This window comes from Pseudomonas putida (genome assembly GCF_002025705.1).
Taxonomy (GTDB): domain Bacteria; phylum Pseudomonadota; class Gammaproteobacteria; order Pseudomonadales; family Pseudomonadaceae; genus Aquipseudomonas; species Aquipseudomonas putida_J.
Genome location: NZ_CP018846.1, coordinates 2398859 through 2425649 on the forward strand (window position 1 = coordinate 2398859; position 26791 = coordinate 2425649).

A 26791-nucleotide genomic window follows, 5' to 3' on the forward strand; every position below is an offset into this window, starting at 1 on the left:
CTTTTGGAAGCTTACCGGAGCTGGATGTTCAACTTGTTTCAGTGGTTTTCATGGTTTTTTTGACGTGTGCCGACGAAGGGCTACGGGCGGCCTTATGTACCGTGAACCAGCTTGTATATAGCCATCAGCTGCTTGGGTCATTTGCGTTTGCGCCTGGTTGATTGAACAGGCACCTGTTCAAACGCCTCAGGTGGTGCAGGTGCTGCCCGCACGTTGAAAAGGAGGCAGATGATGTACCAGCAGATGGCGACGGTCAGGTTGTACGGGAACAACACGGCCCAGAAAGGTAGTTGCCAGTTTTTCTTGCCTTGCATCTCCCCGGGTTCGCCGGTTCGCCAGGGCGCGTAGTGGCGCCAGGCTTCTGCTGGGGTGAGGCAGATGGCGTGCAGGGGTTTGTGCCACCAGTTGGGTTCACCGGGTGGAGGAAGTTTGTCTGGGCCGTGGTCCATGAAGTGACGGAGGTATTCCCAGACTTCGGCGACATATTTCATCTCGGGCTCGGTGGGTTCGTTGCTGTCGATCCAGAGGCCGTCTTTCTGATGCAGAGTGCCGTCAGCTCGGCGTGGAGCGAAGGCTAGGGCGTAGCTGGTGCTGAAGGATGAACCGCCGAATTCAGTGCGTTGCATGATGCCGCCGCCGACGTTGTTCCAGTCAAATGTGATTAGTCTTCCTATGCGTTTGTAGTAGATTTTCTTGGTTGAACGGTTGAAATAGACGGCGGATAATTTTTTGATATAAAAGATTCGATAAATTAAAAAGGGCGAAGTGATGAGAGGGCATAACCAAAATATTATTATTGAGTGTGTATCAGTCAGCACTGTCCTGCGAAACTCTTCATCTAGAATGTCCGGATAGAGCAAGATAGCAAGCATCAGTGTCATGGCTGTATAGAGTTTGGCCATAAATACAGAGTCGGTCACCCAAGGGTTTTTCAATGTCAGTACCGTCTGGTTGACTTGCGTGATCTGACCTCCGATGCGAGGTGGATGTTTCGAGTCACTGGCAGGGGTGAATATCCATAGCGTGGCCATCTTATGAATACCTTAGTAAAAATTTCGTCTTGGATTCGGCTTCTCCATCCAGACCAGTTCCGGGTCGATAGCTTATTTCCAGCGTTACTTCAGTAAGAGTGTTGCACATGTGCTTGTAGTTCAAGACAAGTCCCGCTGCAGTGAAGTGGCAAGTTGGAGTCATGGCGACATTGATCGTGGTGTTATTTTTGCCGAGCATTCTCACAGTTGATTTCCAGTTGCTATGGCCAAGAGCGAAGCCGGGTAGAAGTACAGTTAACTCCCAGCGGGCTGTGTGGCTAGGCATGTCGCCGTTAATTGTCGCCCTCCAATCAGGCAAGGACCATGTTTTATGAATGCCACTATCCATTTCAACTAGATCGAGCTTTTTTGTATCATCCTTTGAGAGAAGCAGAGGCAGATAAAACGCTGCATGCCATGCTTTTATCTCTTCATTTGCGTTCAAGAATGTGGGTAGTTTATTCTCATGGTCTAAAGGCACTTCGGCTCTTGACTCTCCATCATTTTGCTGTGTGCCGAAAATGCTTCTGACTGCCCAAAATTCTATCGGCCCATGCAGTTCTTCATGAGCTTTGTGGTGAAAATACATTCCACCTACAATCAAGGCGGCGCCAACCAGCACAACGGCTGCAGCCCCCCAGCCTGCAAAGGGAATGAACATTGTCGGGCCGGCAATGGCAAGGGCGCCCTCTAATGTCAATATCGAACCTAGTGCAATAGAGGTGCCCCCCTTTAAAGTGTAAATTCCGGCATCTTCGTTACCATTGGATTTTTGTCTTCGGTATTTTTGCACGTCTGAGGCGAAACCCAATAATATGGCTGGGTAACCCGATATTCGAGCAAATGAATTACTGCTCAGGAACTTAATGAATCCATTTGCGAATGCCATTCCGGGAGGCGTAGGGCTCAGTTTGAGCATCATCGCTTTTTGTGTCGCGCGTGTCCCTACCAGGGTCGCTGCCGCAGCGCCGATCACTCCAAAAATCGAGGCTGCAAATCCTGTCGCATATTCTGATGCATTATTATTTTGCAGGTTGTTATAGGCAACTTTCAGCGCGAAAACGTTGAACCAAAGCATTCCCGTGTTCAAGCCTGTCCCTGCGGTAGAAGTCAACAGCCCGAGTAACGTCGGCTTTACCCGTGATGTCGTGGTCATCTCCAACATCACCGTCCTGCTGCCCGTGATGTGCAATTGCTTCATTTCTTCAACTTGCGCCATCCCGCTCTTTAAATAACGTTCCACTTCCTGGCTGAAGGGGTTTTCCAGGACCAGCTTGTCGGTGATGTTGTACCGCGCGGCCAGCAACCCCAGCGCCTTCTCGGCGTTGGCCTCCCTCCCAGCGGCCTGAACCAGTTGGCGCAGGCTCTTGCTGGCATCCCAACGGGTCTGTCCGCGCATGCGCTTGAGCACCACGGTACTCACCGTTTGGGCCGTGAGGTCGGTGATGCCGGCATAAGCCGGAAAACGACCAACCAGCCCTTGGATGACATTGTCGCTGCCACCGAGCAAGCTACCGACCGAGTCGGCCTTGTCGCGGAACGGATTGAACGGTGCCAGGGCCTCGTACAGCAGGCTGTCGTGCTGATCCAGCCAGCGCTCCAGGCGTTTGAAGCGCAGGTCCTGGTCTTCGGTCCCGGGCACGGGTTGGCCCATGGGATGGATCAGCAGGGCCAGGGAGGTTTCCAGCCCACGAGCGGAGGCAAGCTCGTCACGGTCATAGCAGGCCAGCGCGGCCGCCAGGCTGTAGGGATCATCGATGTGGCCAGCTTCGGCCGTGGCCAGCCAGGCGTCGTGATCGTTGCTGGCTTGCAAGGCCCGTTCACGCAGTTGTGTGATGCGGTATTCCAGCTCGTCACGCTCCTGCAGAAAACTCAGGTACCTGGCGGTATCGATCCGCTGTGCCAGCCGATAACCCTGCTCGGAATAATCCGGGTGGGTAAGCACGCGAAAACGTTCTTCGTACGGCGGCTTTGGCCGGCTATCCGGGCGTATCCGCAGTGCAGCCGTGCCGATGGAAGGGTTGTCAGCCGGGTACATGCTCTCCAGGGTCTTGTCCAGCAGCATGGCGACCAGGTTGCGATGGTGAAAATCGCGGCTCTGCGGGCTGAGGCGCTCGGCATCCAGCTGGTAGCACAGCGGCACGTCGGCTTGCTCGCTGCCCTGCGCAGGTTGTGTATGTGGCAACTGCTCGGCGGGCATCAGGTCACGTATCTGGTGCTGGTAGGCCGACACCGACAGGCTCAGGTCCAGGGCCATGCCTTCGGCATCGCTGAGCACCACCACGGCAGGGATCTTCGGTTGGGTGTAGGGATAGTGACGTGCCACGGCATGAAGGCTGCCCGCGAGCAACGCCGAGGCGCGTGGCTGGCTGCTCCAGCTCAGCGACATGCGTTGAGCGTCCGGCTTGAAGTCTTCGACCCAGGTCTGCAGGGCGCTGGCCGGCAACACATGCGCTTGCGTGGACGGCACCCGATTGCCATTGATCAGCTCGGCCATGTTCAACGGGCGCATGTGCCGCTTGCGCATGGCCAGCGAACCGGTGATGCGTGCTGTCATGGCGTTGGTCCACAGGTGCGGGCTGTAGGCGATCCAGACTTCCTTGGCGCGGGTTTCACAGGTGTCGGCCCAGACCCAGCCCATCGACCGACTGGACAGGAAGCGGTCGCGCCGGTGGTAGTGCTCCAGGCTCTGGTAGCGCAGTTCCTTGTACTGACCCTCGCCGTCGTACTCGTGGATGACCAGCTTTTCGCCCTGGGTGCCTTTCATGAACACGTAGACATAACCAGGGCGCAAGGCGCGCAGGGTGTAGGCGGAGTGCTGCAGCGCGGGGAAACCCTGTTCGAGGGCGAAGCCTGAATCGGTATAGCGACAGGGTGGGGCATCGCCTGCTCGTGGGACGATGGCATAACGCACCGGCAGGATCGGCACCCGCGCGCTGCAGGCAGGCCTGGAGGCGGCGCGGCTCACAGGGGCGTCACTCATCGGCTGATTCCTCGTAGTGGTCTGATGCTCGGCGATCAGGCGTAATCACGCTGACCCCGAACACTATCGAGGAATCAATTCTCGGAGCAGTTGGACGCTTCTCAACGCTTTGTAGGATTCTTCGACGCGGAAACGACAATGCATATCATCCCCCGATTCGGGGAATTGCCATGGGGAATCCTCCCCAATCTGTTGCGCTTACGCACCTAACTCACTGAAACAAAGCGCCATTCGCAAATGGCACACACCTTGCTGAACCCTCCACAGTGTCCCTGTGTCCCGGAGGTGCAGCATGTCGACCCCGAACAAAGGCCCCGTCCTGACATCACTCGTCCTGGCCTTGTTTGGCTGGGAAGCGACCAGCGAAGCTGCTGTGCAGTGTCAGCGCACCCTGGTGGCCAATGTGGTGGCCCTGGACCAGCCACTGATATTCAACCGCCTTGGCGCGCAGAACGCCAACGGCATGATCTACGCCCTGCGCGAGGATGTGGTGGATGAGCGCCAGGTCCCGCTGAGCAAGGGCGGGGCCGCCGTGCCGGGCAAGGTCACCCTGCGCCCCGACAAGCGCCCACGGCCGATCGTGCTGCGCGTGGCCGCCGGGGACTGCCTCACGGTCAACCTCACCAACCTGCTCGACTACAGGGCCAACCCCAACAAACATGGCATTGAAGCTGAAGCGCCTGAGGGCGAAGAGGGGCCAGAGATCGAGGTCGAGAACCAAGCCGGCGAAGGCTTCGTTGCCGACGAGCAGGTCACCGATCGCCATGTGGGCTTTCAGGTCAACGGCATGCAGGCGGTCAACAGCATCGCTGATATTGCCGCCAATACCGGGCGCAACGGCAACTTCCTTGCCAGCCCGGGCAATACCCGTAGCTACACCCTCTACGCCGAGCGTGAGGGGGCTTTCGCCGTCACCAGCCAAGGGGCCACATTCGGCGGCCAAGGCGGGGCTGGCAACGTCGCCAACGGCTTGTTTGGCCAGGTCGTGGTAGTCCCCAAAGGTGGGCGAACCTACCGCAACACCCTCACCGAAGAAGAAATGCGCCTGGCCACCACTGGCCGGGCCGCCACCGGCCAGCCGGTGATCGACTACGAGGCCCGCTACCCACAAGCCGAGCCTTGGGTAAGTGAAGGCAAGGCCGGCAAGCCGATCATTGCCATGATCAATGGCAACGAAATACTCAACAGCGAGACCGACGCCATCGTCATGGGGCCCAACCCCGACGGCAGCTTCCCGAAATCCACCTATCCACTGGAGAGTATTGGCAAGCGCAACCCGGCGCTGCCGAACCGGCTGGAGGCGTTCCGCGACTTCGCCTCGCAATTCGCCGATGAGGTGGCGGCTACCCAGGCATTCCCCGGTTACTGGGCGGACCCGGTGATGGGCCATGTGCTGGAGCCGACGCGCGACTCGTTCATGATCAACTATGGCTCCGGCGGCATGGGCGCCGAGGTGGTCGCCAATCGCTTGGGCGTGGGGCCGATGCACGACTGCCTGTCCTGCGCGTATGAGGAGTTTTTCCTCAGCGCACACACCGTCGGCGACATCGGCACGCTGGTCGATGTGCCGGCCAACGTCGGGCTGGAACACATTCGCCCCGGCGAGGTGCCACCGGCCAGTGCCACCGGCGTGAAGGCGAACATGGCGCTGTATCCTGCCGAGCCCGCCAACGTTCACCACAGCTACATTGGTGACTTCACCAAGTTCCGCAACACGCACAACGGCCACGAGCAGCACATCTTCCACCTGCATGGCCACCAATGGCTGTTCAACCCCAACGACGACAACTCCGATTACATCGACGCCCAAGGTATCGGCCCAGGTGTCGGCTACACCTACGAAATTGCCAACGGCGGCTCGGGCAACCGCAACCGCGTGGCCGGCGACGCCATCTACCATTGCCACTTCTACCCGCACTTCGCCCAGGGCATGTGGGCCATGTGGCGGGTGCATGACGTGTTCGAGGAGGGCACCCGGCTGGAAGTCAGCGGGCAGGGCGCGAACGGCTTCCACAGCACCCCGTTCGCACTGCGCAGTGGCAAGCCTGCTGTGGGGGCACGGGCACTGCCGGACGGCGAGATCGTTGCCGGCACACCGATCCCGGCCATCGTGCCTTTGCCTGGCAAGGCCATGGCGCCGATGCCTGGCAAGGTCGTGGTTGTGCCCAAGCTCGCTGCCGAACAGGTCGCCGCCAACGACGACCAACCTGAAATGGACGGTGATGACGACCACGCCAACACGCCTGGCGCAGCCAAGGCAATTGGTTCGCTGGCCCTGGTCGACCGCAGCGAAGCCAACCGCAATCCTGACGGCACCCTGAAGAACCCCGGCTACCCGTTCTGGATCGGCGGCATGGAAAGCAGCGTCGGCAACCGCCCGCCAACCCCGCCCCTGGACATGCTCGACCCGGCCCTTGCCCGGCAGCTCAAGGACAGCGGCAAGGCCCTGTGGGCCAACCTCGACCCTAACCAGGTCGATGGCTGGGACGGTGGCCTTGGGCGCCACGCGCTGGACGGTGTCTCCGCAGGCGGCGAAGCCATCACCACCACCACCAAGCTGGACTTCTCCAAGGTGGTGCACCGGGCCAAGCCGATCTACCTGCCGGAAGAGGGCACTGATGTCGAGCAGGCGGCCATGCAGTTCCACGCCATGGCCGAGCACCCCAGCTACGCACTGATCCCCGGCAGCCAGCCGGTGCCCAAGGCCTTCCGCACCAACGGCGCGCTGCCGACTGCAGGCGCGCCGTTCTACGAGCCGTGCATGGATGACCGTGGCAAACGCCTGACCCAATCTTCAGGCGTGGGTGAGTTCTTCAGTGGCGAAAGCCTGAGCGGCATCAATTTCCGCGGCGCGTCCAGCTTCACCGCCGACCGCCCGCGCATCTACAAGGGCGCCAACATCCAGTTCGACGCGGTGTACAACAAGGTCGGCTACCACTTCCCGCAGGCGCGCATCATTGCCTTGTGGGAAGACGCCTGGCCGGTGATCACCAAGCAGCGCCCGCCAGAGCCGCTGGTGATGCGCATGAACACCTTCGACTGCACCATGTACCAGCACACCAACCTGATCCCGTCGTTCTATGAAATGGACGACTACCAGGTGCGCACCCCGACTGACGTAATCGGCCAGCACATCCACCTGCCCAAGTGGGACCTGACCGCCGCCGATGGCTCGGCCAACGGCTGGAACTACGAAGACGGCATCCTCTCGCCCGGCAGCGTGGTCGAGCGCGTGCATGCCATCCGTGCCTTCAACAACTGCAGCGAGGGCGACACCCGCAACGGCACCGCCGCCTGCCCGAAAGCCAAACAGCACCCGTACTTCGGCCGCTTCGGCCGGGCCGACTGGCTCGGTGCACGCACGGCCATGCAACGCTGGTTCGCCGACCCGCTGGTCAATGTGTTCAACGTCGACCGCGGCCTGGGCACCATCTTCACCCATGACCACCTCGGCCCATCGACTCACCAGCAGCTCGGGCTGTATGCCACCGTGCTGGCTGAACCGGCCGGCTCCACCTGGTACCACGCCGAGACCGGCGAGAAGCTGTACAACCCGGCCACCCGCCAGGATGGCGGCCCGACCTCGTGGCAGGCAGTGATCCAGACGGGCGACCACGATGGCGATGGCAAGAACGACAGCTACCGTGAGTTCTTTCTTGAGTACAGCGACTTCCAGCATGCCTACGAGGCAGGTGTCTACGTGGGCGCAGGCCCTGACGGCGTGCCTAGCGGGCAAAGCTACCCGGCCACCGCCGACAGCTTCCGCTACGCCATCAACCCGCCCGTGCGGCAAAAAGCCTCGAACCTGCTGGAGTCGGTGGTCGAATCACGGGGAGGCCTGAGCCCAGGCTGCCCGACCCGGCCGTGCCCGCAGGCGATCTCGGTGGACGACCCTGGCATGTTCGTCGTCAATTACCGCAACGAGCCGCTGGCATTGCGGGTGTTCGACCCCAACAAGGTCGGCCCTGACGGCAAGCGTGGGATGCAGGCCGACGGCCTCGGTGGTGACCTGGGCTATGCCCTGCAAACCCGCACCGACCGTGCAATACCTGCGATGAACCTGGCGCCTTCGGCCATCACCTCGGCCGTTGGCCCCACCGGCGGCACCACGCGCTTCCCGCCACACATCAATGCGGCCGGTACTGAACCTGGCGACCCGTTCACCCCGCTGTTGCGCACCTACTCCGGTGACAACGTGCGCCTGCGCATGCACGCCGGTGGCCATGAAGAGGAGCACAACGTCACCTTGCACGGCGTCAAGTGGTTGCAGAACGGCACCGGCTTCGGCAACAGCTCCAACTCGGGCTGGAAGTCGTCGCAGATGATCGGCATCTCCGAGCAGCTGGGCTTCATGGCGCCGGTATCGATGATCTCCAGCTCAGCCGCCACCAACGGTGACTACCTGTACTCGCTGGACGCGGCGCTGGAAGGCTACTGGAACGGCATCTGGGGCATCATGCGCAACTACACGGCCCAGCGCAGCGACCTGTTCCCGCTGCCTAACAACCCGCAGCCGGTGGCCATGCGCAATACCGTGAACTTCGATGGCATCTGCCCGAAAACCACGGCCAACCCCAACGGCATCGGCACCCGTGTCACGGTCAAGCGCAACTACGAGATCGTCGCCGCGTTGGCCAACGACATCCTGGAAAACCGCAACGGCGTGAGCATCAACGACCCGGCTGGGGTCGGCCAGCATGTTGGCGGCCCGCTCAAGGCCAATGGCGGCACCTTGGTGTTCAACAGCCGCAAAACCAGCATCCCGCAGGTGACGGTGACCGACGAGGAAGATGGCACCACCTTCACCGTAGGTGGCCACAGTGCGCCGCTGCACGACCCGACCGCTGTGCTCTACGTGCGCAAGGCCGACCTGGATGCCAACACTGGCAAGCTCAAGGCCGGCGTTCCGGTAGAACCCCTGGTGCTGCGCGCCAATGCCGGCGACTGCATCAGCATTACCCTGGAGAACCGCCTGCCGCTGGTGATGCCTGACCTGCCCAGCACGGCAGTGATGCAGAACGTGGTCAAGCGCGACCGCAATGACAGCGAAGGCGCCACCGCCTTCAACAACAACCTCATGCGGCCCTCCAGCCACGTGGGCCTGCATGCCCAGCTGCTGGCCTACGACATCACCAAGTCCGACGGTGCCAACGTCGGCCTCAACCCCGTGCAGACGGTGCCACCACGGGCCGGCAACAGCGGCGCCTACCCGAGCAAGGTGTACCAGTACTACGCCGGCCACCTGGAGCGTGAAGGCAAGCCGGTGCTGCAACTGGGGCGCACGGTAGACAACATCAATACCACGGCGATCGAGTTCGGCGGCCTCAACCTGACCCCGGCAGATGTCATCAAGCAGCCACAGAAGGGGCTGGTAGGCGCCATGAGCATCCTGCCGCAGACCGCCACCTTTACCGAGGACACGGCCAGCCGCGCCCAGGCCACGGTCAAGGTCAGCGGGCAGCCCGACTACCGCGATTTCGTCACGGTGTGGCAGCGCTCGCTGAACATGCGCTGGGCCGATGGGCGCCCGGTGGAAGGTATCGCCACCGAGGGCAATGGCGTGCCGGGCGATCCCAAGGACAACGGCAACATGGCCATGAACTACAAGACCGAGCCGCTGTGGCTGCGCTTCGGCCTGGCACCGGACGCACCGTTCGGCCATGCCGATGGTGCTGGCTTCGCCGATGTACCCAATGCGCACATGGCCTACAGCAACGCCCTGGTCGGCGGCGACCCCCAAACCCCGGTGCTGTGGGCCAAGCCCGGGCAGCCGGTACGCAACCATGTGGTCATGCCCAGCGGAGGCAGCCGCGGCATCACTTACCAACTGGATGGGCACCTGTGGCCGCTGCATGCCTACCAGGCCGAGAAGAACGATGCCGATGGCTACCCGCTGAGCCTGCCTGGAATCGGCTCGGTACGTTTCGGTTACAACCCGATGTCGATCTACATCGGTGCCCAGGAGAGTGTACTGCCCGCCGCCCATTTCAGCTTCATGCTGCCCAGTGCCGGGGGCGCGAACGCTGTTCCGGGCGATTACCTGTTCCGCGACTACGCCGCTTACGGCAATGCGTCCGGGCTGTGGGGCATCCTGCGGGTGACCAACGATTTGCCGCCGGCAACCGCCGCGGGCCAGTAAGGGAAGGGGAGCGCGAGCATGTACAACTACAAGAAGACTCGGCCCGCGGTACTGGGCGTGGTGCTGGGCGCAGCGCTGATCGGCCTGGGCGTGGTCTACGAGAACCTCTGGTGCGATGCGCGTGAACTGCTGCAGGAACCTGCCGACCCGCATGCCCTGCACCGGCTCAGCCGCGATGGCGTGACCGTGGAGTTCGAGGCGCGGCCACTGGCTGGCGGCGAGCTGCGCGAAGGCGCTTTCGCCAACGTGCGCTTCAAGGTCACCGACCAGGCCAGCGGCCAGCCGTTGTCGGGCCTGGCGCCCGGGGCGTGGATCGATCCGGCGCAGTCGGCACCGCTCGAAGGCGGCAATCGCGATCAGAGCTGCAAGGCCCGCGTTGCACTGTTCCTCAAGAGCAGCATCGGTGCACGCCCGTTGCTGGACCTGAACAGCTACTTCCTGCTGGTGCTGAACAAGGACGCCAGCCTGACCGTGATCGACCCGACCGTTTCGGTGGGCGGCATCACCAGTACCCTGGCGCGCATCGACCTGCCGGGCCGGCCCGTGGACTGGGAGGCAACCGGGGATGACAAGCAGGTATTCGTGTCGATCCCGGAGCGTGGCCAGGTGGCGGTGATCGATACCGAGACCTTCACCCGTGTGGCCAACCTGGACGCTGGCCAATCGCCGGTTCGCGTGGTTTTGCAGCCGGACCAGCATCGGCTGTGGGTTGGCAACAACAGCAGCGACCCGTCCAAAGGCGGGGTGACGGTGATCGACGTCCCCTCACGCAGCACCCTGAAGTCGTTCGCCACTGGCTCCGGGCACCACGAAATCGCCTTCAGCGCCGACTCGCGCTACGCCTTTGTCAGCAACCGCGATGGTGGCACCCTGAGCATCATCGACATCGCCGAGATGCGCCTGCTGAAAACCCTGGAGGTCGGCCCGCACCCGCTGTCGGTGGCCTACTCGGCACTGTCCCAGGCGGTTTACGTGGCCGACGGTGAAGAAGGCACGGTGCGGGTGATCGATGCCCGCAGCCACCAGTTGCGCCACATCGTCAAGGCCGAGCAGGGCCTGGGGCCGATGCGCTTCAGCAGCGATGGCCGCTACGGCATCGTGCTCAACACCGTGGACAATCAGGCCCTGGTGATCGATGCCAGTACCGACAAGCTGATCCACCGCGTTCCGGTGGCGGCCGAGCCTTACCAGCTGACCTTCACCAAAGGCTACGCCTACATACGCGGCCTGGCCTCACCCAAGGTCAGCATGATCAACCTGAGCAGCCTGGGCGAAGGGCGCCAGCCGATCGTGCAGGGCTTCGAGGCCGGCCCCGCGGCGCCGCGCCAGGCCGGTGACCTGCCATTGGCCCAGGGCTTGTCGGTGTCGCGTGACGACAACTCGGTGTTCGTGGTCAACCCGGTGGACAACACCACCTACTTCTACGCCGAAGGCATGAATGCCCCGATGTCCGGCTACAACAACCGTGGCCACCAGGCCCGCGCGACCCTGGTCATCGACCGCAGCCTGCGCGAGCTTGCACCGGGGGTGTATGGCTCGACGGTGAAAATGCCGGCGGCGGGCACGTTCGACGTGGCCTTCCTGCTCAACCAGCCGCAGATCATCCACTGCTTCAGCACCGATGTGGCCGCAGCGCCAGATGCCAGCAAGCGCCGGGGGGCGCATGCCGAGTTCATCGGCCTCGATCAGCCAATGCCCCAGCAGACGGTGTTCACCGCCAGGGTGCGCATTGTTGGCGACGACGGCCGGCCGCGGGTCGGCCTCGCCGACCTGACCCTGCGCTATTTCCTCGCGCCCTCGTCGCTGCCGCGCAACCTGCCGCTCGAAGAGGTGGGCGAGGGCGTGTACCAGGCGGCGCTGACCTTGCCCGAAGCGGGTGCCTGGTACCTGCATGTGCAGTCGCCGTCGCTCGGGCGCAAGTTCACCGAAGAAAACTACACCAGCCTGCGCGTGCTGCCAGCCGCCGAAGCTGCCGCTTCCCAGACCCAAGTGAGGAATGTGCGATGAACGCCAAGCATTCTTTTCAGTTGCTTGCCCTGAGCCTGGCACTGTCCAGCAACCTGGCGCTGGCCCATGCCGGTCATGACCACGACGGCCACGCCGGGCAGCCACCTGCGGCCCACCAGGAAAAAACCAGCGTGCGTTTTGCCGATGTTCCGCTGCTCAACCAGGACGGCATGCCGGTGCGCCTGGAGAAAGACCTGGTGGGCGAGCGGCTGGTGGTCATGGGGTTCATCTACACCAGCTGCACCACGGTGTGCCCGGTGGTGTCGTCGATCATGGGCAAGGTCCAGCAACAGCTGGGTGGGCGTGTGGGCGAGGAGATCCAGCTGGTGTCGATCAGCGTCGACCCGCAGCGTGACGACGCCAAACGCCTGCAGACCTACGCCAGGTCCTTCCAGCACGGCCCGGGCTGGAGCTGGCTGACCGGCTCGCAGTACGCCATTACCGAAACCCTCAAGGGCCTGGGCAGCTTCAGCGCCGACCTTAGCCAGCACCCACCGCTGATCCTGGTCGGCGACGGCCGCACTGGCCACTGGACCCGCTACTACGGCTTCACCGACCCGGCCGTGCTGGTCGAGGAAATCAACCGCCTTAGCGCCCGCCGCGTGCACGCCAAGAGCACCGCCATCGCCGAACACCATGAGGTGCAGCCATGAGCAGCGCAGCCCGTCACACCACGATGCGCAGCACCGACTGGCTGGCCCTGGTGGCCGTGCTGTGGATCCTCAGCTCGGTCGCTTTCGCCCACGACGGCCATGCACCGCAAGGGCCCAGCCCGCAGCCGGCGCCGCCGGCCATGACCAGCGGCGGCGGCACCCGCGATGCGCAGGCCTGGTTCACCGACACCGTGCTCAAGGACCAGAACGGCCGCGCACTGCGCTTCTACAGCGATGTGCTCAAGGACAAGGTGGTGATGCTCAACGTGATCTTCACCCATTGCACCGACGCCTGCCCGCTGATCACCCGCAAGCTGCGTGACGTGCGCGATGCCATGGGGCCGGAACTGGCCAGCCAGGTGACCTTCGTGTCGATCAGCAGTGACCCGCTCAACGACACCCCGGCGGCGCTCAAGGCGTTTGCCGAGAAGCAAGGCGTGGACAGCGCCAACTGGCTGTTCCTGACTGGTGACAAGGCTGATGTCGACCTGGTGCTGGGGCGCATTGGCCAGTTCCTGCCCAGCCCAGAGCAGCACTCGACCCAGCTGATTGCCGGCGACGTGGCTGGCAAGCGCTGGAGCAAGATCCGCCCGGATGCACCGCCCGCCGCCATCGCCCAGCGCATGCAGTTGCTGGCTCAGCCATTGGCCGGGCGCTAGCAGCCATGGCCCGGCCCCTGTTGGAGCAGTTGCGTGATGCCTGTAGGAGCGGCCTTGCGTCGCGAAAGGGGCGCGTAGCGGCCCCTGGATTTCAGCTTCGCCGCAAAGATCGCCGGGGCTGCTGCGCAACCCTTTCGCGACGCAAGGCCGCTCCTACTGGGGTTTGCTTTCTCCTGGTGGTTTATCTGCTGGAGATGTTCAGTAGTTCGGCATGGGCCTTGGAACTCACCGCCAACGAGCAAGCCGGCAAGCGCCTGTACCGGCTCGGGGTATCGGCCAGCGACGCACAGCTGGTGGCGCGCGTCGGCGCCAGCGGCATGAGCGTCCCCGCCAGCGTGCTGCCCTGTGCCAGTTGCCACGGCACTGACGGGCGCGGGCGCGCCGAAGGCGGGGTTCGCCCGCCCAGCCTCGACTGGCAGCGCCTGGCGCTGGGGCAGGGTGAGCGGCAAAGCAACGGTCGCAGCTACCCGGCCTACAGCGACGGCACGTTGGCCCGCGCCATCCAGCACGGCGTCGATCCGGCCGGTAATCGCCTGGACGTGGCCATGCCACGTTTTGAGCTGACCTTGGCCGACCAGCGCAACCTCACGGCTTATCTCAAGCGCCTGGGCGAAGAGCGCGACCCTGGCGTGGAAGAGGGCGTGCTGCGCCTGGGGACCCTGCTGCCAGCCAGTGGTCCGCTGGCTGGCGCCGGGCATGTCGTGCGCGCGGTGCTGGAAGATGGCGTGCAGCAGATCAACCAGCAGGGCGGTATTCATGGCCGGCGCCTGGAACTGGTGGTGGCTGATACCGGCAGCGACCAGGCCAGTGCCGAGCTCGCCTTGCAGCGCATGCTCGACCAGGACCAGGTGTTCACCTTGATCGCGCCAATGGCGCCCATGCTCGATCAGCAGCTGCCAACGCTGCTCGAACAACGGCGCGTGCCGTTGATCGGCAGCACCCCGCGCAGCGGAGGCAGTTCACAGATTTTCGACCCCTTGCCGGGTATTGCTAGCCAATTGCTGAGCCTGGCTGCCCATGCCAAGGGCACCCTGGGCCTGGCGCCCGATGGCTTGCGGGTGGTGTACGCCGGCAACGAACAAGCGGCATTGGCCGAGCAGGTGCGCGAACGTTTGCTCCAGCAAGGCTGGGCAGCGCCAGCGATCCAGGCCTTTGACGGCCAGGCCGTCGCAGGGCCGGGCATCGTCTTCATCGGCCGCGCCCAGGCCTTTGCCGCGTTGGCCCAGGCGCTGCAGGCCGAAGGGCGCGAACCGTACCTGTTCGCTGCCTCAAGCCAGGTAGCGGCAGCGGTGGCCAGCTTGCCGGCGCGGTGGTCGCAACGGGTGTTCCTGGCCTATCCGTTCGTGCCGGGCGACTGGACCGAGCAGGGCATGGCGGCACTGGCCGGCCTGCAACAGCGCCAGGGCCTCGACCCACGCCAGGCGTCGCTGCAGGTCAACACCTTGTGCGCACTGAAGCTGCTGACCGAAGCCCTGAAACAGATTGGCCGCGATGCCAGCCGCGAACAGCTGGTGGCCGCCCTGGAGAGCCTGCACGGTGTCGAAACAGGCCTGACCCCGGCGCTGGGCTTCGGCCCCGGCAAGCGCCAGGGCATGGCCGGCGCCCATGTCGTCGCGGTTGCGCTGCCCGGGCCCCGGTTTACCGCCGTTGCCCCCTATCGGCCGGTAGCGGATAGCCCTTGAGCGGAGGTGAGCATGCGCATTCTTTTGCTGTGCCTGTTACTGGTGATCGCCAAGGCGAGCTGGGCCGATGTGCCCGTCGCACGGGTCAACGGCGTGAACATCGACCTGATGCGCCTGGAGCGCTATTTCAGCGAATACCTGCAGGCCCAGGGCAGGGCGGTGGCCAGCATTCGCAACCCGACGCTGTACAAGCGCCTGCGGGGCCAGGCGCTGGACGAACTGATCGACAAGGAATTGCTCTGGCAAGAGTCGCAGCGCCAAGGCATTCACATCAGTGATGAGCAGGTATCAGAGCAGGTAGGCGAGATCGAGGCCGCCATCGGTAGCCCGGCCCTGTTCGAAAGGCGCCTGGCAGATGCAGGTTTCAACCGGGCGGAGTACGCTGATTACATGCGCCACGAAATGGCCGCGCAGCAGGTGTACGCCCAGCTCAGCGCGGTAGACGAGCCCAGCCGAGGCGAAATCGAGGCGTTCTACCAGGCCAATCGGCAGACACTGCAAGGAGCGCAGAACCAAAGTGCTAACACCTCGGTCATACCCGAACCAGGCCTGGAGCTGGCCAAGGCTGCGCTCATCGGCCAGTTGCAGGCGCAGGCGCGCCAATCCGTGCGCCAACGTTTGCGCGAATCCGCTACAGTGGAGGTCGCTGACTGAGGCCCTCGAATGGATTTCCCCAAAGCTGGGGAATAACGGTTTGGCAAAGTGCCATCATCTTCCCCGGATGTGGGGAACAGGGCCTGTGCCTGTGTTGTCGGGTTTGGCAAAGCCCAGCAAGATCAATGACTTACAGTGGTGCGAAATGACTATTCACGCCTGGCACGAAGCCTGCTCAAGCCTTATCGAGGCCGCACTTCGCAAACCGGGTAACCGGGCAGTACTTGGGAGTCGACCTTGGTGAACAGAGTATTGGTAGTCGATGACGAACAGACCCTTGCGCAGAACCTGCAAGCATACCTGCAGGCACAAGGCCTGGAAGCTCACGTCGCCCACGACGGTGCCAGTGGTATCGAGCAGGCTCAAAGCCTGGCACCGAAAGTAATTGTGCTGGATTACCGCTTGCCCGACATGGAGGGGTTTCAGGTCCTGGAGACCGTGCGCAAGAACAGGCAGTGCCATTTCGTGCTGATCACCGCCCACCCGACTGCCGAAGTCCGTGAGCGGGCCGCCGACCTTGGTGTGAGTCATGTCCTGTTCAAGCCGTTCCCGATGGCGGAACTGGCCCGCGCGATCTTCGACCTGATGGGCATCGAGCGCCGGCGCAGGGCCACTGACGATCCAGCCGAAGGGTTTATCGAACGACGCCAGAACAGGAACGAATCGTTCCCCTTGCAGTTGTACGATGGCAGCTGGGTGTTGGCCGATCGCCGCCGTAGTGGCGGCAAGCCCCCAGGACCTGACGACGACCAACTGCTCACCGGGGAATAGCGGCGCCCGCTACCCTGGCCAAGCCAGCCTGCGACGCGCCCCTGAGCGGAGTCGCAGGCCATGTCAGACGCACTCGATACACTTGCCGGCAAGCACAGCGCCTACCCCCGCGACCTCCTGGCCCAGGCCCGCCTGCAAGCTGGCGACGAACGCCTGCTCAACTGCCTGGAGCGGTTGGCCAACGAAACCCCCGACTGCTTCATCCGCCGCCTGGGCCTTACCCTGCATTACCCGGTACTGCAAACCCAGGCCCTGCTGGCCAGCACCCCACGCTTCGACAAGGTCAGCCTGGCCCAGTGCCTGAAGCGCGAGTTCGTACTGATCGAGCAGGGCGGCGAGCTGATCGGCGTGTTCGCCGACCCCTTCGACCACGCCCGGCTGGCCTGGATCGACGACAACCTGCAGGGCGCGCCGCTGTACCTGGCCCACGCCGCCGACCTGGCCACCTTTCTGGCCCGCCACGAAGAAAGCTTCCACGCTGTCGACGCCCTCGACCATGACGGCGAAGCCAGTGGTGAAAACGACCCGCTGCAACGCTTGTCGCTGACCAGCATCAGTGAAGACCAGAGCAAGGTGGTCAAGCTGGTCAACTCGACCCTGTACGACGCCCTCAAGCAGCATGCCAGCGACATCCACCTGGGCATGACCGGCCAGGGCCTGACCATCAAGTACCGTATCGACGGCGTGCTCAATGGCGCCGGCAAGGCCAGTGGCAGTGCCTTCGCCGACCAGGTGATCTCGCGCATCAAGGTCATGGCCGAACTGGACATCGGCGAAAAACGCGTGCCCCAGGACGGCCGCTTCAAGGTCGCCATCGGCGAGCGGCAGATCGACTTCCGTGTGTCGATCATGCCGAGCATCTTCGGCGAGGACGCGGTGCTGCGGGTGCTCGACAAGCAGGACCTGTCCGACCGCGTCAGCGGTGTGCAACTGCAGGCCCTGGGCTTTGCCGACGAAACCCTGCGCGCCCTGCGCCGGCTGGCCTGCGAGCCCTACGGCATGATCCTGGTCACCGGCCCTACCGGCAGCGGCAAGACCACCACCCTGTACGCCATGATCAGCGAGATCAACCACGGCGTGGACAAGATCATCACCATCGAAGACCCGGTCGAATACCAGCTGCCCGGCGTGCTGCAGATTCCGGTCAACGAGAAGAAGGGCCTGACCTTCGCCCGCGGCCTGCGCTCGATCCTGCGCCACGACCCGGACAAGATCCTGGTCGGTGAGATCCGCGATCCGGACACCGCACAGATCGCCGTGCAGTCGGCGCTCACCGGCCACCTGGTGTTCACCACCATCCACGCCAACAACGTCTTCGATGTGATCGGCCGCTTCAGCCAGATGCAGGTCGACCCCTACAGCTTCGTCTCTGCCCTCAACGCCGTGTTGGCCCAGCGCCTGATCCGCCTGGCCTGCCCGCACTGCTGCACGCCCTGCGAGGCCGATGACGAAATCCTCACCGCTTCGGGCCTGACCCGCGCAGCAGTAACCGGTTGGAAGTTCGTCCGCGCCCAGGGTTGCGGCCAGTGCCGTGGCAGCGGCTACCGCGGCCGCAGCGCGATTGCCGAGCTGCTGCACCTGGATGACGACCTGCGGCAGATGATCGTCGAACGCCGCCCCCTGGCGCAGATCAAGCAGCTGGCCTGCCAGCGCGGCCTGCGCCTGCTGCGTGCCTCGGCCCTGGACCTGGTCCGCGATGGCCGCACCACACTCGAGGAGATCAACCGTGTCACATTCATCTGATCGTGGCGCTTACAAATACAGCGCCGTACTGGGTGCAGAAGGTGTCGGCCTGGGTTGCTGGCACGCCAACCAACATCAGTGGCTGGGCAGCCGCGCGTTTACCTGCGATGCCGCGCAACCGGCCTGGGAAGCCGCCTTGCAAGCCCTGAGTGCGCTGCTGGCCGAGCACGCCGTCAAGGGTGCCCAGCTGCGCGTGCTGCTGTCGGCCCGCTACAGCCGCTTCTGCCTGGTGCCGTGGAGCGATGCCATCGGCCACCCACGCGAGCTGGATGCCTACGCCCGGGCCTGCTTCGAGAACCTCTACGGTCAGTCGCTGGACGACTGGCGCATCGTCCTCTCGCCCGAGCCTGCCGGTGCCGCGCGCATCGCCACCGCGCTGCCCGAGGCACTGCTGCAAGGCCTGCAGGCCTTGGGCCGGGAAAGCCGCCTGAGCCTGCGCTCGGTGCAGCCGTACCTGATGGCCGCCTACAACCGCTGCTCGGCGCAACTGGAGCAGGGTGACTTCCTGTTCGTGCTTGCAGAACCGCGCCGCAGTGTACTGCTGCTGGCTGCCGGTGGTGCCTGGCAACAGGTGCTGGCCCAAGGCTGCGCCGACAGCGACCAGGCCCTGCAGGCGTTGATCGAGCGCACCTGCGAGCTGTACGGCGAGCACCTGCCGCGGGTCTACCTGCATGCCCCGGGGCGGGGCGATGTGCCGCAACTGACGGCGGTGCAGCTGTGCCAACCGGCCGCCGACAGCGACCCGCTGTGCGCCATGTGGCGGGCGGTGGCCTGACATGCGCCGCCTCGACCTGGAATTCCAGCCCCGTCGCAGTGGCCCGTTGGCCTGGTCGCTGCTGGCCCTGAGTGCAGCCACCGTCGCCGTGCTGGTGCTGGTGCAGCAGCAGCTGCAGGTCGAGCAGGTAGACCTGGAGGCCCGCGTGCACAGCCTGGAACTGCAACTGGGCCGCCGCCCGGCCCCGGCCGCCCCACAGAACAGCGCCGCCAGCCGCGAGCAGGCCGAACGCCTGGCGCAGATGCGCAGCGTCTCGCAGCAGCTGCAACGGCCCTGGCAACAGCTGTTCGCCATGCTCGAAGCGCAGCCACAGGAAGACGTCGCACTGCTGACCCTGACCCCGGATGCGCGCAAGGGCCAGGTCCGCATCACCGCCGAGGCCCGCAACCTGGAAGCGATGTTGCAGTACCACCAGCGCCTGGAGCAAAGCGACGAGCTCAGCGATGTCTCGCTGCTCAACCACGAAGTGGTGGCCGGGCAAGCCGAGCACCCGGTGCGCTTCAACCTCACCGCCACCTGGGAGACCGGCCATGCGCGTCCCTGATGCTGTAAACAGCCTTGTCCTTCAGGAGCACCTGCGCCGCATCGGCCCGGTCGGCCTGGGCGCCGCCGCAGTCGCCGTGCTCGCCGTTGGTATCGCGCTGGCTGGCGTAGTCCCGCAGTGGCAGGCGGTGCGCGAATTGCGCGCCAGCGAAGCCGATGCCAGCGTGCAGGTCGAACGGGTCAAGCGCGGCGAGCTGAAGATCGCCGTCAAACCCGAGCAGCAGGCGCTGGACAGCCTGCGCCAGCAACTGCCCGGGCAGCCAGAAGCCAGCGAGCTGATCGAACGCCTGTACCACCTGGCCAGCGCCGAGCACATCAGCCTGGCGCGCGGCGAGTACGCCCTGGGTGTCGATCCCAAGACCCAGCTGTCGCGCTACCAGATCATCCTGCCCGTACGTGGCAGCTACCCGCAGATCCGCGGCTTTCTGCGCGGCCTGATCGGCCAGCTGCCGACCCTGGTACTTGAAGACCTGGAGCTGCAGCGTAAAACCATCGGCGACACCGAACTCAACGGCCGGGTACGCCTGACCCTCTACCTGTCGAGGTCGTGATGAACACACAACGTGCAGTGATGTGGGTCGGCTTTTTGGGGGTATCGGCAGCGTTGGCTTGGGCGCCAGGGCACTGGTTCAGCCAGGAAGACAGCGTCGCACCCTTCGCGGGTAAACCCGCTCCCACAGGTTCCGCAGGCGACGCCGCCCCTGTGGGAGCGGGTTCATCGGGGCGCCGAACCGCCGCGAAGGCGCCGGAACAGGCTTCCAGGGATCTGTTCCCAGCTCAGCAATGGACCAAGCCACAAGCCTTGGCCACCGTCACCGAACAACCCGTAGCCGCCGCGCCCGTGGTAGCTGCGGCCCCCACCGCCCCGGCGCTGCCGTTCCAGTTCGTCGGCCGCATGGGCGACCGCGACGACCTGCAGATCTTCCTGCAGAGCGGAGAAAAGCTGTACGTCGTGCGCAAGGGCGACGTGATCGACAGTACCTACCGCCTCGACAACGTATCGGCCAATGAGCTGGACCTGGTTTATCTGCCTTTGCATCAGTCACAGACCTTGTCTGTAGGGAGCGCACCATGAAGTCGTCGAAGATGTGCAAGCCTGCTCCGTTCATGCTGCTGGCGCTATGCGTGGCCATCGCCGGCTGCGGCTCCAGCGGGGTGCGCAAGGACAGCGCCGAACTGATGAAGGAAGGCCAGTACGAGGCCGGTATCGCCCGCCTGGAAGAAGCCCTGAGCGAAAACCCGCGCGACACCGAGCTGAACATCGCCCTGGCCCACGGTCGCCAGGCCGCGGTGGAAGCGCTGATCAGCCAGGCCGATGCCGACCGCATCCGCCACGACTTCACCAGTGCCCGCATGGGCTACAGCCGGGTGCTGACCATCGAGCCGAACAACCGTCGCGCCCAGGAAGGCATCCGTCACCTGGAGCTCATCCGCACCCTCGACGAGCGCGTGGCGCTGGGCCAGGCCGCATTACGCCAGGGCGACCTGTTCGGCGCCGAGCGCTACATGCGCGAAGTGCTGCGCCTGGACCCACAAAACCAGAAAGGCATCGCGCTGCGCACCGACATCGAGAACGTCCAGGCCCGCACCGCGCAGCCGTTCCCGCAACTGCGCAGCAAGCTGGAGCGCCCGGTGACCCTGGAGTTCCGCGACGCGGGCCTGAAGACCATTTTCGAGGTGCTGTCGCAGGTCGCCGGTATCAACTTCATCTTCGACAAGGACCTGCGCCCAGACATGAAAGCCACCATCTTCGTGCGTGACGTACGCATCGAGGATGCCATCGCCCTGCTGCTGGAGCAGAACCAGCTGCGCCAGAAGATTGTCAACGACAACACCTTGCTGGTCTACCCCGATTCGCCGCAGAAGACCAAGGACTACCAGGAACTGGTCATGCGCACCTTCTATCTGACCAGCATCGACGCCAACACCGCACTGAACATGGTCAAGACCATGCTCAAGACCCGTGACGTGTTCGTCGACGAACGCCTCAACACCTTGACCATGCGCGATACCCCCGATGCCGTGCGCATGGCCGAAAAACTGCTGCAGTCGCAGGACCAGTCCAACCCCGAAGTGGTGCTGGAAGTGGAGGTGATGGAAGTCGCCACCTCGCGCATCCTCGACCTCGGCCTGCAATGGCCGAACACCTTCGGCGTGCTGACCAACGACGGCAACCCGGTCAGCGTGCTTGACCAGCTGCGCGGCATCAACTCCAGCCGCATCAGTATTTCGCCGGCACCGCAGGCCAAGATCAATGCCCAGGACAAGGACATCAACACCCTGGCCAGCCCGGTGATCCGCGTCAGCAACCGTGAGCAGGCGCGCATCCACATCGGCCAGCGGGTGCCGATCATCAGTGCCACCTCGGTGCCGTCCACCCAAGGCCCGGTGATCACCGAAAGCGTCACCTACCTGGACGTCGGTCTCAAACTTGAAGTGCAGCCTACCGTGCACCTGAACAACGAAGTGGCGATCAAGATTGCCCTGGAAGTGAGTAACGCCACACCGCTGGAGGCCACCCGCCAAGGCACCATCCCGGTTCAGGTCGATACCCGCAACGCGCAGACCAGCCTGCGCCTGCACGATGGCGAAACCCAGGTGCTGGCCGGCCTGGTACGCAACGACCACAACGCCAGCGGCAACAAGATCCCCGGCCTTGGCGACATCCCTGGCCTGGGGCGCTTGTTCGGCAGCAACAAGGACGACATGAGCAAGTCCGAGCTGGTGCTGGCGATCACCCCGCGCATCGTTCGCAACCTGCCATACCAGAGCCCCTCGGACATGGAGTTCGGCACCGGCACCGAGTCGAGCATGCAGGTGCGCCAGGCGGCGCCGCTGCCAGTGCGTGATGTGCCAGGCGACATACCGAGCGACAGCCAGGACAGCGCGCCGGTGGGGCAAAGCCAGGTGGCCACTGCCCCCGCCCCGGTTACTGTGAGCCCACGGCCATGAAACGCCGCCAGCAGGGTTTCAGCCTGATCGAAGTGGTGCTGACCCTGGCCCTGCTCGGGATGCTCGCCACCATGGCCGCGCCACTGACCGAAACGGTGGTGCGCCGTGGCAAGGAGCAGCAGCTGCGCGAGGCGCTGTACCAGATCCGCGACGCCATCGACGCCTACAAGCGTGCCTTCGATGCCGGGTTCATCGAAAAGCGCCTGGATGCCAGCGGCTACCCGCCGAACCTGCAGGTGCTGGTCGATGGCGTGCGCGATGTGCGCAGTGCCAAGGGCGCCAAGTTCTACTTCCTGCGGCGCATCCCGCATGACCCGCTGGTGGCGGCCAAGAACGAGGACGAAGGCGGTTGGGGCTTGCGTGCGTACGCCAGCAGCCCGGACAACCCGCGTGAAGGCGAAGACGTCTTCGACGTGTATTCCAAGGCCCGCGGCAAGGGCCTCAACAACATCCCCTACGGGCAATGGTGACGGCCATGAAACGCAGCCGAGGCTTCACCCTGATCGAACTGCTGGTGGTGATGGCGATCATCGCCACGCTGATGACCATCGCCATGCCGCGTTACTTCAACAGCCTGGACAGCTCCCGCGAGGCCACCTTGCGCCAGAGCCTGGCGGTGCTGCGTGAAGCCCTGGACCATTACTACGGCGATACCGGCCACTACCCGGAATCACTGGAGCAACTGGTGGAACAGCGCTACCTGCGCAATACCCCGGTCGACCCGATCACCGAGCGCAGCGATGCCTGGCAGCTGGTGCCACCGCCCGAAGGCGTGGCCGGCGGCGTCGCCGATATCAAGAGCGGTGCCACAGGGAGGGCGCGTGATGGCAGCCTGTTCGCGGAATGGTAAGGCCAGCGCCGGCTTCACCTACCTGGGCGTGCTGCTGCTGATCGCAATCAGCAGCGTGGCCCTGGCAGCGACCGGCACCGTGTGGTCGAGCGTCGCCCAGCGCGAGCATGAGCGTGAGCTGCTGTGGGTCGGTGGCCAGTATGCCCAGGCCCTGCGCAGCTACTATCGCGCCTCGCCAGGCCTGGCCCAGTACCCCAAGGAGCTTGCCGACCTGCTCGAAGACAACCGCTTCCCGCAGGCCAAGCGGCACATCCGCCGCTTGTACCCGGACCCGATCACCAACAGCGACGACTGGGGCCTGCTGCGCGCCATCGATGGCCGTATCACTGGCGTGCACAGCCGCTCCGATGCCACCCCGTTCAAGCGCAGCGGCTTCGAGACGCAGTTCTCCGGTTTCGAAGGCCTGGAGCATTACAGCGACTGGCAGTTCGTCGCCGAGCAGGCCTTCAACGAAAGTGCCGGTGGCGCCCGTACCCATGCCGGCCCCGGAGACACGCCATGAAACGCCTGCACGCCCTGTACCTGTGCCTGCTGCTGGCAGCCGGGTTGCCGGGCGCGGCCATGGCCGACGCCGAGGACGAGATGAAGGGCTTCATCGTCGACAACACCATCTCGCACATCGGCCACGACTTTTACTACTACTTCGCCGACCGCCTGCGCGCCACCAGCCGCCTGGACTTCAACCTGGTGGTGCGCGAACGCCCGGATGCCCGCTGGGGCAGCCTGGTGACCGTGGAGTTCGACCGCGACGTGCTGTACCGCCGCTTTCTGCCCCCGAACGTCACCCAATTAAAAGAAGAGGCGGTGATGGCCGCCGACCTGGTCAAGCAGGAGGTCATTCAGCGCAAGCTGCAACGTCTGCTGCAGGACACCACTGATCTGGAGAGGGATGAGCTATGAACACTTGCATACCCCGTTGCCTGGCAGCTGGCCTGCTGCTCGGTGCCTGCACCGTCCAGGCCACCGAGCTGGTGTACACCCCGGTCAACCCGGCGTTCGGTGGCAACCCGTTGAACGGCACCTGGCTGTTGAACAACGCCCAGGCGCAGAACGACTACGACGACCCGGACCTCAAGAGCCGCACCTCCGCCATTGGCGGGACCTCGGCCCTGGAGCGCTTCAGCAACCAGCTGGAGTCACGGATGTTGTCGCAGCTGATGGACAACATCAGCAACGGCAAGACCGGCAGCATGGCCACCGATGCGTTCCTGATCGATGTCATCGATGACTCCGGTGCCTTGAGCATCAAGGTCACCGATCGCGCTACCGGAGAAACTTCGCTCATTGAGGTCAGTGGCCTGAACCCCTGAGAGGGACTGGTCGTTTAGCTGGGGAGAGAGCACCATGAAACGTCTGCTGAGCACTCTACTGATCGTCGCCACCCTTGCGGGCCTGCAAGGCTGCGGCCTGCGCGAGCCAATGCCGGCCGAACAGGACACGGAAACCCCGACCCTGACGCCACGCGCTTCGACCTACTACGACCTGATCAACATGCCGCGCCCCAAAGGCCGCTTGATGGCCGTGGTGTATGGCTTCCGCGACCAGACCGGGCAGTACAAGCCGACCCCGGCCAGCTCGTTCTCCACCAGTGTCACCCAAGGGGCCGCGAGCATGCTGATGGATGCCCTGAATGCCAGCGGCTGGTTCGTGGTGCTGGAGCGCGAGGGCCTGCAGAACCTGCTGACCGAACGCAAGATCATCCGCGCTTCGCAGAAAAAGCCCGATGTGCCCGAGAACATCATGAGCGAACTGCCACCGCTGCAGGCCGCCAACCTGATGCTTGAGGGCGGCATCATCGCCTACGACACCAACGTGCGCAGCGGCGGCGAGGGGGCCCGTTATCTCGGTGTCGACATTTCCCGCGAGTACCGGGTCGACCAGGTCACGGTCAACCTGCGTGCGGTGGACGTGCGCACCGGGCAGGTGCTGGCCAACGTGATGACCAGCAAGACCATCTACTCGATCGGCCGCAATGCCGGGGTGTTCAAGTTCATCGAGTTCAAGAAGCTGCTTGAAGCGGAAGTGGGCTACACCACCAACGAACCGGCGCAACTGTGCGTGCTGTCGGCGATCGAGGCGGCGGTGGGGCACCTGCTGGCCCAGGGCATCGAACGGCGCCTGTGGCAGGTGGCGGGGGATGCGGGGGAAGGCAAGGCAGAGGTGGACAAGTTCCTTAGCCAGAATCAACAGCAGTGAAGGGCATTGGTAGTTGGCTTGAGGTTTTTGGCGCCTTTGAGATCGAGCGCCGCCCGCGCGGCGCATCGCGGATAAATCCGCTCCTACATTTGTTGCAACGTACCGAACCTGTTGCGCCATGGTTGTCTGCCTTAGTGCATGGCTTGAGCTGTACCAACAAGGCGGACAGCGGTGACCTCACAGGAATGTTTGGCCCGAAACAGATGTAGGAGCGGATTTATCCGCGATGCGCCGCGCGGGCGGCGCTCGATTTCAGCCCCGCCCAAAGCTTGAGCCATACACCCCCAGCCATCCCCGATCCATGAACCAGATGACGCCCAGCCATTTCCCCAGCGTCAGCAGGTGAGGACGTGGCGACCGGCGAGAGAAGTGTTACTGCACATGCCCTTCGCTTGAAACGCTTCCCCGACACCGGTAGTCTTTGCTCGCTGCTGTAAGTCCAGCAGCCGGGTTTGGTCACCCGCAATCATCAAGGCGCACAAGCGCCCGCTCTGCGATACAGTTGGCGCTTTTTTGTGCCAAGTTGTTTCGTTTTATGGCGGCTGTGCGTGGGGCGCCTCCGTGCGCGCCGGTTTCCTTGATTCCCGGTTGACCAACCCGCGCACAGTCGCCACCCATTCGTTTGGTCACGTTGTGTGGCGGCTCCCATGAATCAAGGAGCGACACAATGACAAAAGGCTTACCTGATCCTCCTGTACGCGCCACCACGGCGGCCTCCAGTTTCTCCACCTGTGAATGCAGCCATCCACCGTTGTTTGCCGTGCGCTCGGGGGTGGATTACGAAGATGCATTGGTGCACCTGTCCACGCTGCTGAAAGGGGCGTTTGCGACCAATCTGAAGGCGCTGGAGCTGGCCAAGGGGACTTGTCGTGATTTGTTGTTGAGTAATGACCATGGGCTGGATTCGGCCAAGGCGGTGGTGGAGGCGTTGCTGGATGGGGTGGAACGGCAGCAGCTGGCCGGGCGGGGGAAGGCGCCACAGGCGGGAAGTGTTTGAGGGCTGGCTTGGGCTCTGTTGATATCGAGCGACAGCCGTGATTGACCTTCTGGGCCTCTTGGCGGGATTGCGTGCTTAGAGGCCCATACATCGCCAGCAAACGCAGCGAGCGTTTCGTCGTGGCCTGATTAACTTTTGCGAGCACGATGGGCAGGT

22 protein-coding genes are annotated in these 26791 nt (G+C 63.8%); 20 read left to right on the top strand and 2 right to left on the bottom strand.

The window, feature by feature from the left end; genetic code table 11:
- Positions 1 to 137: 137 nt before the first annotated feature.
- Together BUQ73_RS10890 and BUQ73_RS10895 are read right to left on the bottom strand one after the other, a co-directional pair.
- Positions 138 to 1031, bottom strand: a complete 894-nt coding sequence (locus BUQ73_RS10890; protein WP_079227934.1) for a DUF6708 domain-containing protein — start codon at positions 1029 to 1031, stop codon at positions 138 to 140.
- 1 nt (position 1032) lies between these two features.
- Complete coding sequence (locus tag BUQ73_RS10895; RefSeq protein ID WP_079227935.1) at positions 1033 to 4014, bottom strand: T6SS effector BTH_I2691 family protein; 2982 nt, start codon at positions 4012 to 4014, stop codon at positions 1033 to 1035.
- Between the two features lie 292 nt (positions 4015 to 4306).
- Between BUQ73_RS10895 and mnxG the strand changes: the two genes are divergently transcribed.
- The 20 genes from mnxG to BUQ73_RS10995 all read left to right on the top strand — a co-directional run bounded on the left by mnxG (position 4307) and on the right by BUQ73_RS10995 (position 26635).
- Positions 4307 to 10153 (top strand): manganese-oxidizing multicopper oxidase MnxG, encoded by a 5847-nt coding sequence (gene mnxG / locus BUQ73_RS10900; protein WP_079227936.1) that lies wholly within the window; start codon positions 4307 to 4309, stop codon positions 10151 to 10153.
- 18 nt (positions 10154 to 10171) lie between these two features.
- Positions 10172 to 12160: a cytochrome D1 domain-containing protein gene (locus tag BUQ73_RS10905; protein WP_079227937.1), complete on the top strand. Its 1989-nt coding sequence runs from the start codon at positions 10172 to 10174 to the stop codon at positions 12158 to 12160.
- Positions 12157 to 12813 carry an SCO family protein gene (locus BUQ73_RS10910; RefSeq protein ID WP_079227938.1) on the top strand — a complete coding sequence of 219 codons (657 nt, stop codon included), beginning with the start codon at positions 12157 to 12159 and terminating at the stop codon, positions 12811 to 12813. The genes BUQ73_RS10905 and BUQ73_RS10910 overlap by 4 nt, the downstream gene beginning before the upstream one ends.
- A gap of 23 nt (positions 12814 to 12836) precedes the next feature.
- Positions 12837 to 13472 carry an SCO family protein gene (locus BUQ73_RS10915; RefSeq protein ID WP_416171824.1) on the top strand — a complete coding sequence of 212 codons (636 nt, stop codon included), beginning with the start codon at positions 12837 to 12839 and terminating at the stop codon, positions 13470 to 13472.
- A gap of 194 nt (positions 13473 to 13666) precedes the next feature.
- Positions 13667 to 15154 carry an ABC transporter substrate-binding protein gene (locus tag BUQ73_RS10920; RefSeq protein WP_079227940.1) on the top strand — a complete coding sequence of 496 codons (1488 nt, stop codon included), beginning with the start codon at positions 13667 to 13669 and terminating at the stop codon, positions 15152 to 15154.
- Positions 15155 to 15166: 12 nt separating this feature from the next.
- Positions 15167 to 15808: a SurA N-terminal domain-containing protein gene (locus BUQ73_RS10925; RefSeq protein WP_079227941.1), complete on the top strand. Its 642-nt coding sequence runs from the start codon at positions 15167 to 15169 to the stop codon at positions 15806 to 15808.
- Between the two features lie 237 nt (positions 15809 to 16045).
- Complete coding sequence (locus BUQ73_RS10930; RefSeq protein ID WP_192858695.1) at positions 16046 to 16579, top strand: response regulator; 534 nt, start codon at positions 16046 to 16048, stop codon at positions 16577 to 16579.
- Positions 16580 to 16639: 60 nt separating this feature from the next.
- The gene (locus tag BUQ73_RS10935) at positions 16640 to 18322 is read left to right on the top strand and encodes a GspE/PulE family protein (RefSeq protein WP_079227942.1); all 1683 of its coding nucleotides are present in this window, start codon (positions 16640 to 16642) and stop codon (positions 18320 to 18322) included.
- Positions 18306 to 19097 (top strand): hypothetical protein, encoded by a 792-nt coding sequence (locus BUQ73_RS10940; protein ID WP_079227943.1) that lies wholly within the window; start codon positions 18306 to 18308, stop codon positions 19095 to 19097. The genes BUQ73_RS10935 and BUQ73_RS10940 overlap by 17 nt, the downstream gene beginning before the upstream one ends.
- A 1-nt stretch (position 19098) precedes the next feature.
- Positions 19099 to 19641, top strand: coding sequence for a PilN domain-containing protein (locus BUQ73_RS10945; RefSeq protein ID WP_079227944.1), 543 nt, complete (start codon positions 19099 to 19101; stop codon positions 19639 to 19641).
- Entirely contained in the window at positions 19628 to 20191 is a 564-nt protein-coding gene (pilO, locus tag BUQ73_RS10950; protein WP_079227945.1) for a type 4a pilus biogenesis protein PilO, read from the top strand. Before BUQ73_RS10945 ends, pilO begins: the two co-directional genes overlap by 14 nt.
- Complete coding sequence (locus BUQ73_RS10955; protein ID WP_079227946.1) at positions 20191 to 20715, top strand: hypothetical protein; 525 nt, start codon at positions 20191 to 20193, stop codon at positions 20713 to 20715. The genes pilO and BUQ73_RS10955 overlap by 1 nt, the downstream gene beginning before the upstream one ends.
- The gene (locus BUQ73_RS10960) at positions 20712 to 22592 is read left to right on the top strand and encodes a secretin N-terminal domain-containing protein (protein ID WP_079227947.1); all 1881 of its coding nucleotides are present in this window, start codon (positions 20712 to 20714) and stop codon (positions 22590 to 22592) included. The genes BUQ73_RS10955 and BUQ73_RS10960 overlap by 4 nt, the downstream gene beginning before the upstream one ends.
- Positions 22589 to 23062: a type II secretion system protein gene (locus tag BUQ73_RS10965; RefSeq protein ID WP_079227948.1), complete on the top strand. Its 474-nt coding sequence runs from the start codon at positions 22589 to 22591 to the stop codon at positions 23060 to 23062. The genes BUQ73_RS10960 and BUQ73_RS10965 overlap by 4 nt, the downstream gene beginning before the upstream one ends.
- 5 nt (positions 23063 to 23067) lie before the next feature.
- The gene (locus tag BUQ73_RS10970) at positions 23068 to 23442 is read left to right on the top strand and encodes a type II secretion system protein (protein WP_079227949.1); all 375 of its coding nucleotides are present in this window, start codon (positions 23068 to 23070) and stop codon (positions 23440 to 23442) included.
- A complete protein-coding gene (locus tag BUQ73_RS10975) occupies positions 23417 to 23944 on the top strand; it encodes a type II secretion system protein (RefSeq protein WP_079227950.1) in 528 nt (175 codons plus the stop codon). Before BUQ73_RS10970 ends, BUQ73_RS10975 begins: the two co-directional genes overlap by 26 nt.
- The gene (gene csgE, locus BUQ73_RS10980) at positions 23941 to 24342 is read left to right on the top strand and encodes a curli production assembly/transport protein CsgE (RefSeq protein ID WP_027916702.1); all 402 of its coding nucleotides are present in this window, start codon (positions 23941 to 23943) and stop codon (positions 24340 to 24342) included. The genes BUQ73_RS10975 and csgE overlap by 4 nt, the downstream gene beginning before the upstream one ends.
- The gene (locus tag BUQ73_RS10985) at positions 24339 to 24752 is read left to right on the top strand and encodes a curli assembly protein CsgF (protein WP_079227951.1); all 414 of its coding nucleotides are present in this window, start codon (positions 24339 to 24341) and stop codon (positions 24750 to 24752) included. Before csgE ends, BUQ73_RS10985 begins: the two co-directional genes overlap by 4 nt.
- A 34-nt stretch (positions 24753 to 24786) precedes the next feature.
- The gene (locus tag BUQ73_RS10990) at positions 24787 to 25638 is read left to right on the top strand and encodes a CsgG/HfaB family protein (protein WP_079227952.1); all 852 of its coding nucleotides are present in this window, start codon (positions 24787 to 24789) and stop codon (positions 25636 to 25638) included.
- 751 nt (positions 25639 to 26389) lie between these two features.
- On the top strand, positions 26390 to 26635 hold the full coding sequence (locus BUQ73_RS10995) for a hypothetical protein (RefSeq protein WP_079230532.1): 246 nt from the start codon (positions 26390 to 26392) through the stop codon (positions 26633 to 26635).
- Positions 26636 to 26791: the final 156 nt, after the last annotated feature.

What these genes read in the sequence shown, in the direction of transcription:
- BUQ73_RS10890 (WP_079227934.1), bottom strand. Translation starts at nt 1,031, where the DNA reads ATGGCCACGCTATGGATATTCACCCCTGCCAGTGACTCGAAACATCCA.
- BUQ73_RS10895 (WP_079227935.1), bottom strand. Translation starts at nt 4,014, where the DNA reads ATGAGTGACGCCCCTGTGAGCCGCGCCGCCTCCAGGCCTGCCTGCAGC.
- mnxG (WP_079227936.1), top strand. Translation starts at nt 4,307, where the DNA reads ATGTCGACCCCGAACAAAGGCCCCGTCCTGACATCACTCGTCCTGGCC.
- BUQ73_RS10905 (WP_079227937.1), top strand. Translation starts at nt 10,172, where the DNA reads ATGTACAACTACAAGAAGACTCGGCCCGCGGTACTGGGCGTGGTGCTG.
- BUQ73_RS10910 (WP_079227938.1), top strand. Translation starts at nt 12,157, where the DNA reads ATGAACGCCAAGCATTCTTTTCAGTTGCTTGCCCTGAGCCTGGCACTG.
- BUQ73_RS10915 (WP_416171824.1), top strand. Translation starts at nt 12,837, where the DNA reads ATGCGCAGCACCGACTGGCTGGCCCTGGTGGCCGTGCTGTGGATCCTC.
- BUQ73_RS10920 (WP_079227940.1), top strand. Translation starts at nt 13,667, where the DNA reads ATGTTCAGTAGTTCGGCATGGGCCTTGGAACTCACCGCCAACGAGCAA.
- BUQ73_RS10925 (WP_079227941.1), top strand. Translation starts at nt 15,167, where the DNA reads ATGCGCATTCTTTTGCTGTGCCTGTTACTGGTGATCGCCAAGGCGAGC.
- BUQ73_RS10935 (WP_079227942.1), top strand. Translation starts at nt 16,640, where the DNA reads ATGTCAGACGCACTCGATACACTTGCCGGCAAGCACAGCGCCTACCCC.
- BUQ73_RS10945 (WP_079227944.1), top strand. Translation starts at nt 19,099, where the DNA reads ATGCGCCGCCTCGACCTGGAATTCCAGCCCCGTCGCAGTGGCCCGTTG.
- pilO (WP_079227945.1), top strand. Translation starts at nt 19,628, where the DNA reads ATGCGCGTCCCTGATGCTGTAAACAGCCTTGTCCTTCAGGAGCACCTG.
- BUQ73_RS10955 (WP_079227946.1), top strand. Translation starts at nt 20,191, where the DNA reads ATGAACACACAACGTGCAGTGATGTGGGTCGGCTTTTTGGGGGTATCG.
- BUQ73_RS10960 (WP_079227947.1), top strand. Translation starts at nt 20,712, where the DNA reads ATGAAGTCGTCGAAGATGTGCAAGCCTGCTCCGTTCATGCTGCTGGCG.
- BUQ73_RS10965 (WP_079227948.1), top strand. Translation starts at nt 22,589, where the DNA reads ATGAAACGCCGCCAGCAGGGTTTCAGCCTGATCGAAGTGGTGCTGACC.
- BUQ73_RS10970 (WP_079227949.1), top strand. Translation starts at nt 23,068, where the DNA reads ATGAAACGCAGCCGAGGCTTCACCCTGATCGAACTGCTGGTGGTGATG.
- BUQ73_RS10975 (WP_079227950.1), top strand. Translation starts at nt 23,417, where the DNA reads ATGGCAGCCTGTTCGCGGAATGGTAAGGCCAGCGCCGGCTTCACCTAC.
- csgE (WP_027916702.1), top strand. Translation starts at nt 23,941, where the DNA reads ATGAAACGCCTGCACGCCCTGTACCTGTGCCTGCTGCTGGCAGCCGGG.
- BUQ73_RS10985 (WP_079227951.1), top strand. Translation starts at nt 24,339, where the DNA reads ATGAACACTTGCATACCCCGTTGCCTGGCAGCTGGCCTGCTGCTCGGT.
- BUQ73_RS10990 (WP_079227952.1), top strand. Translation starts at nt 24,787, where the DNA reads ATGAAACGTCTGCTGAGCACTCTACTGATCGTCGCCACCCTTGCGGGC.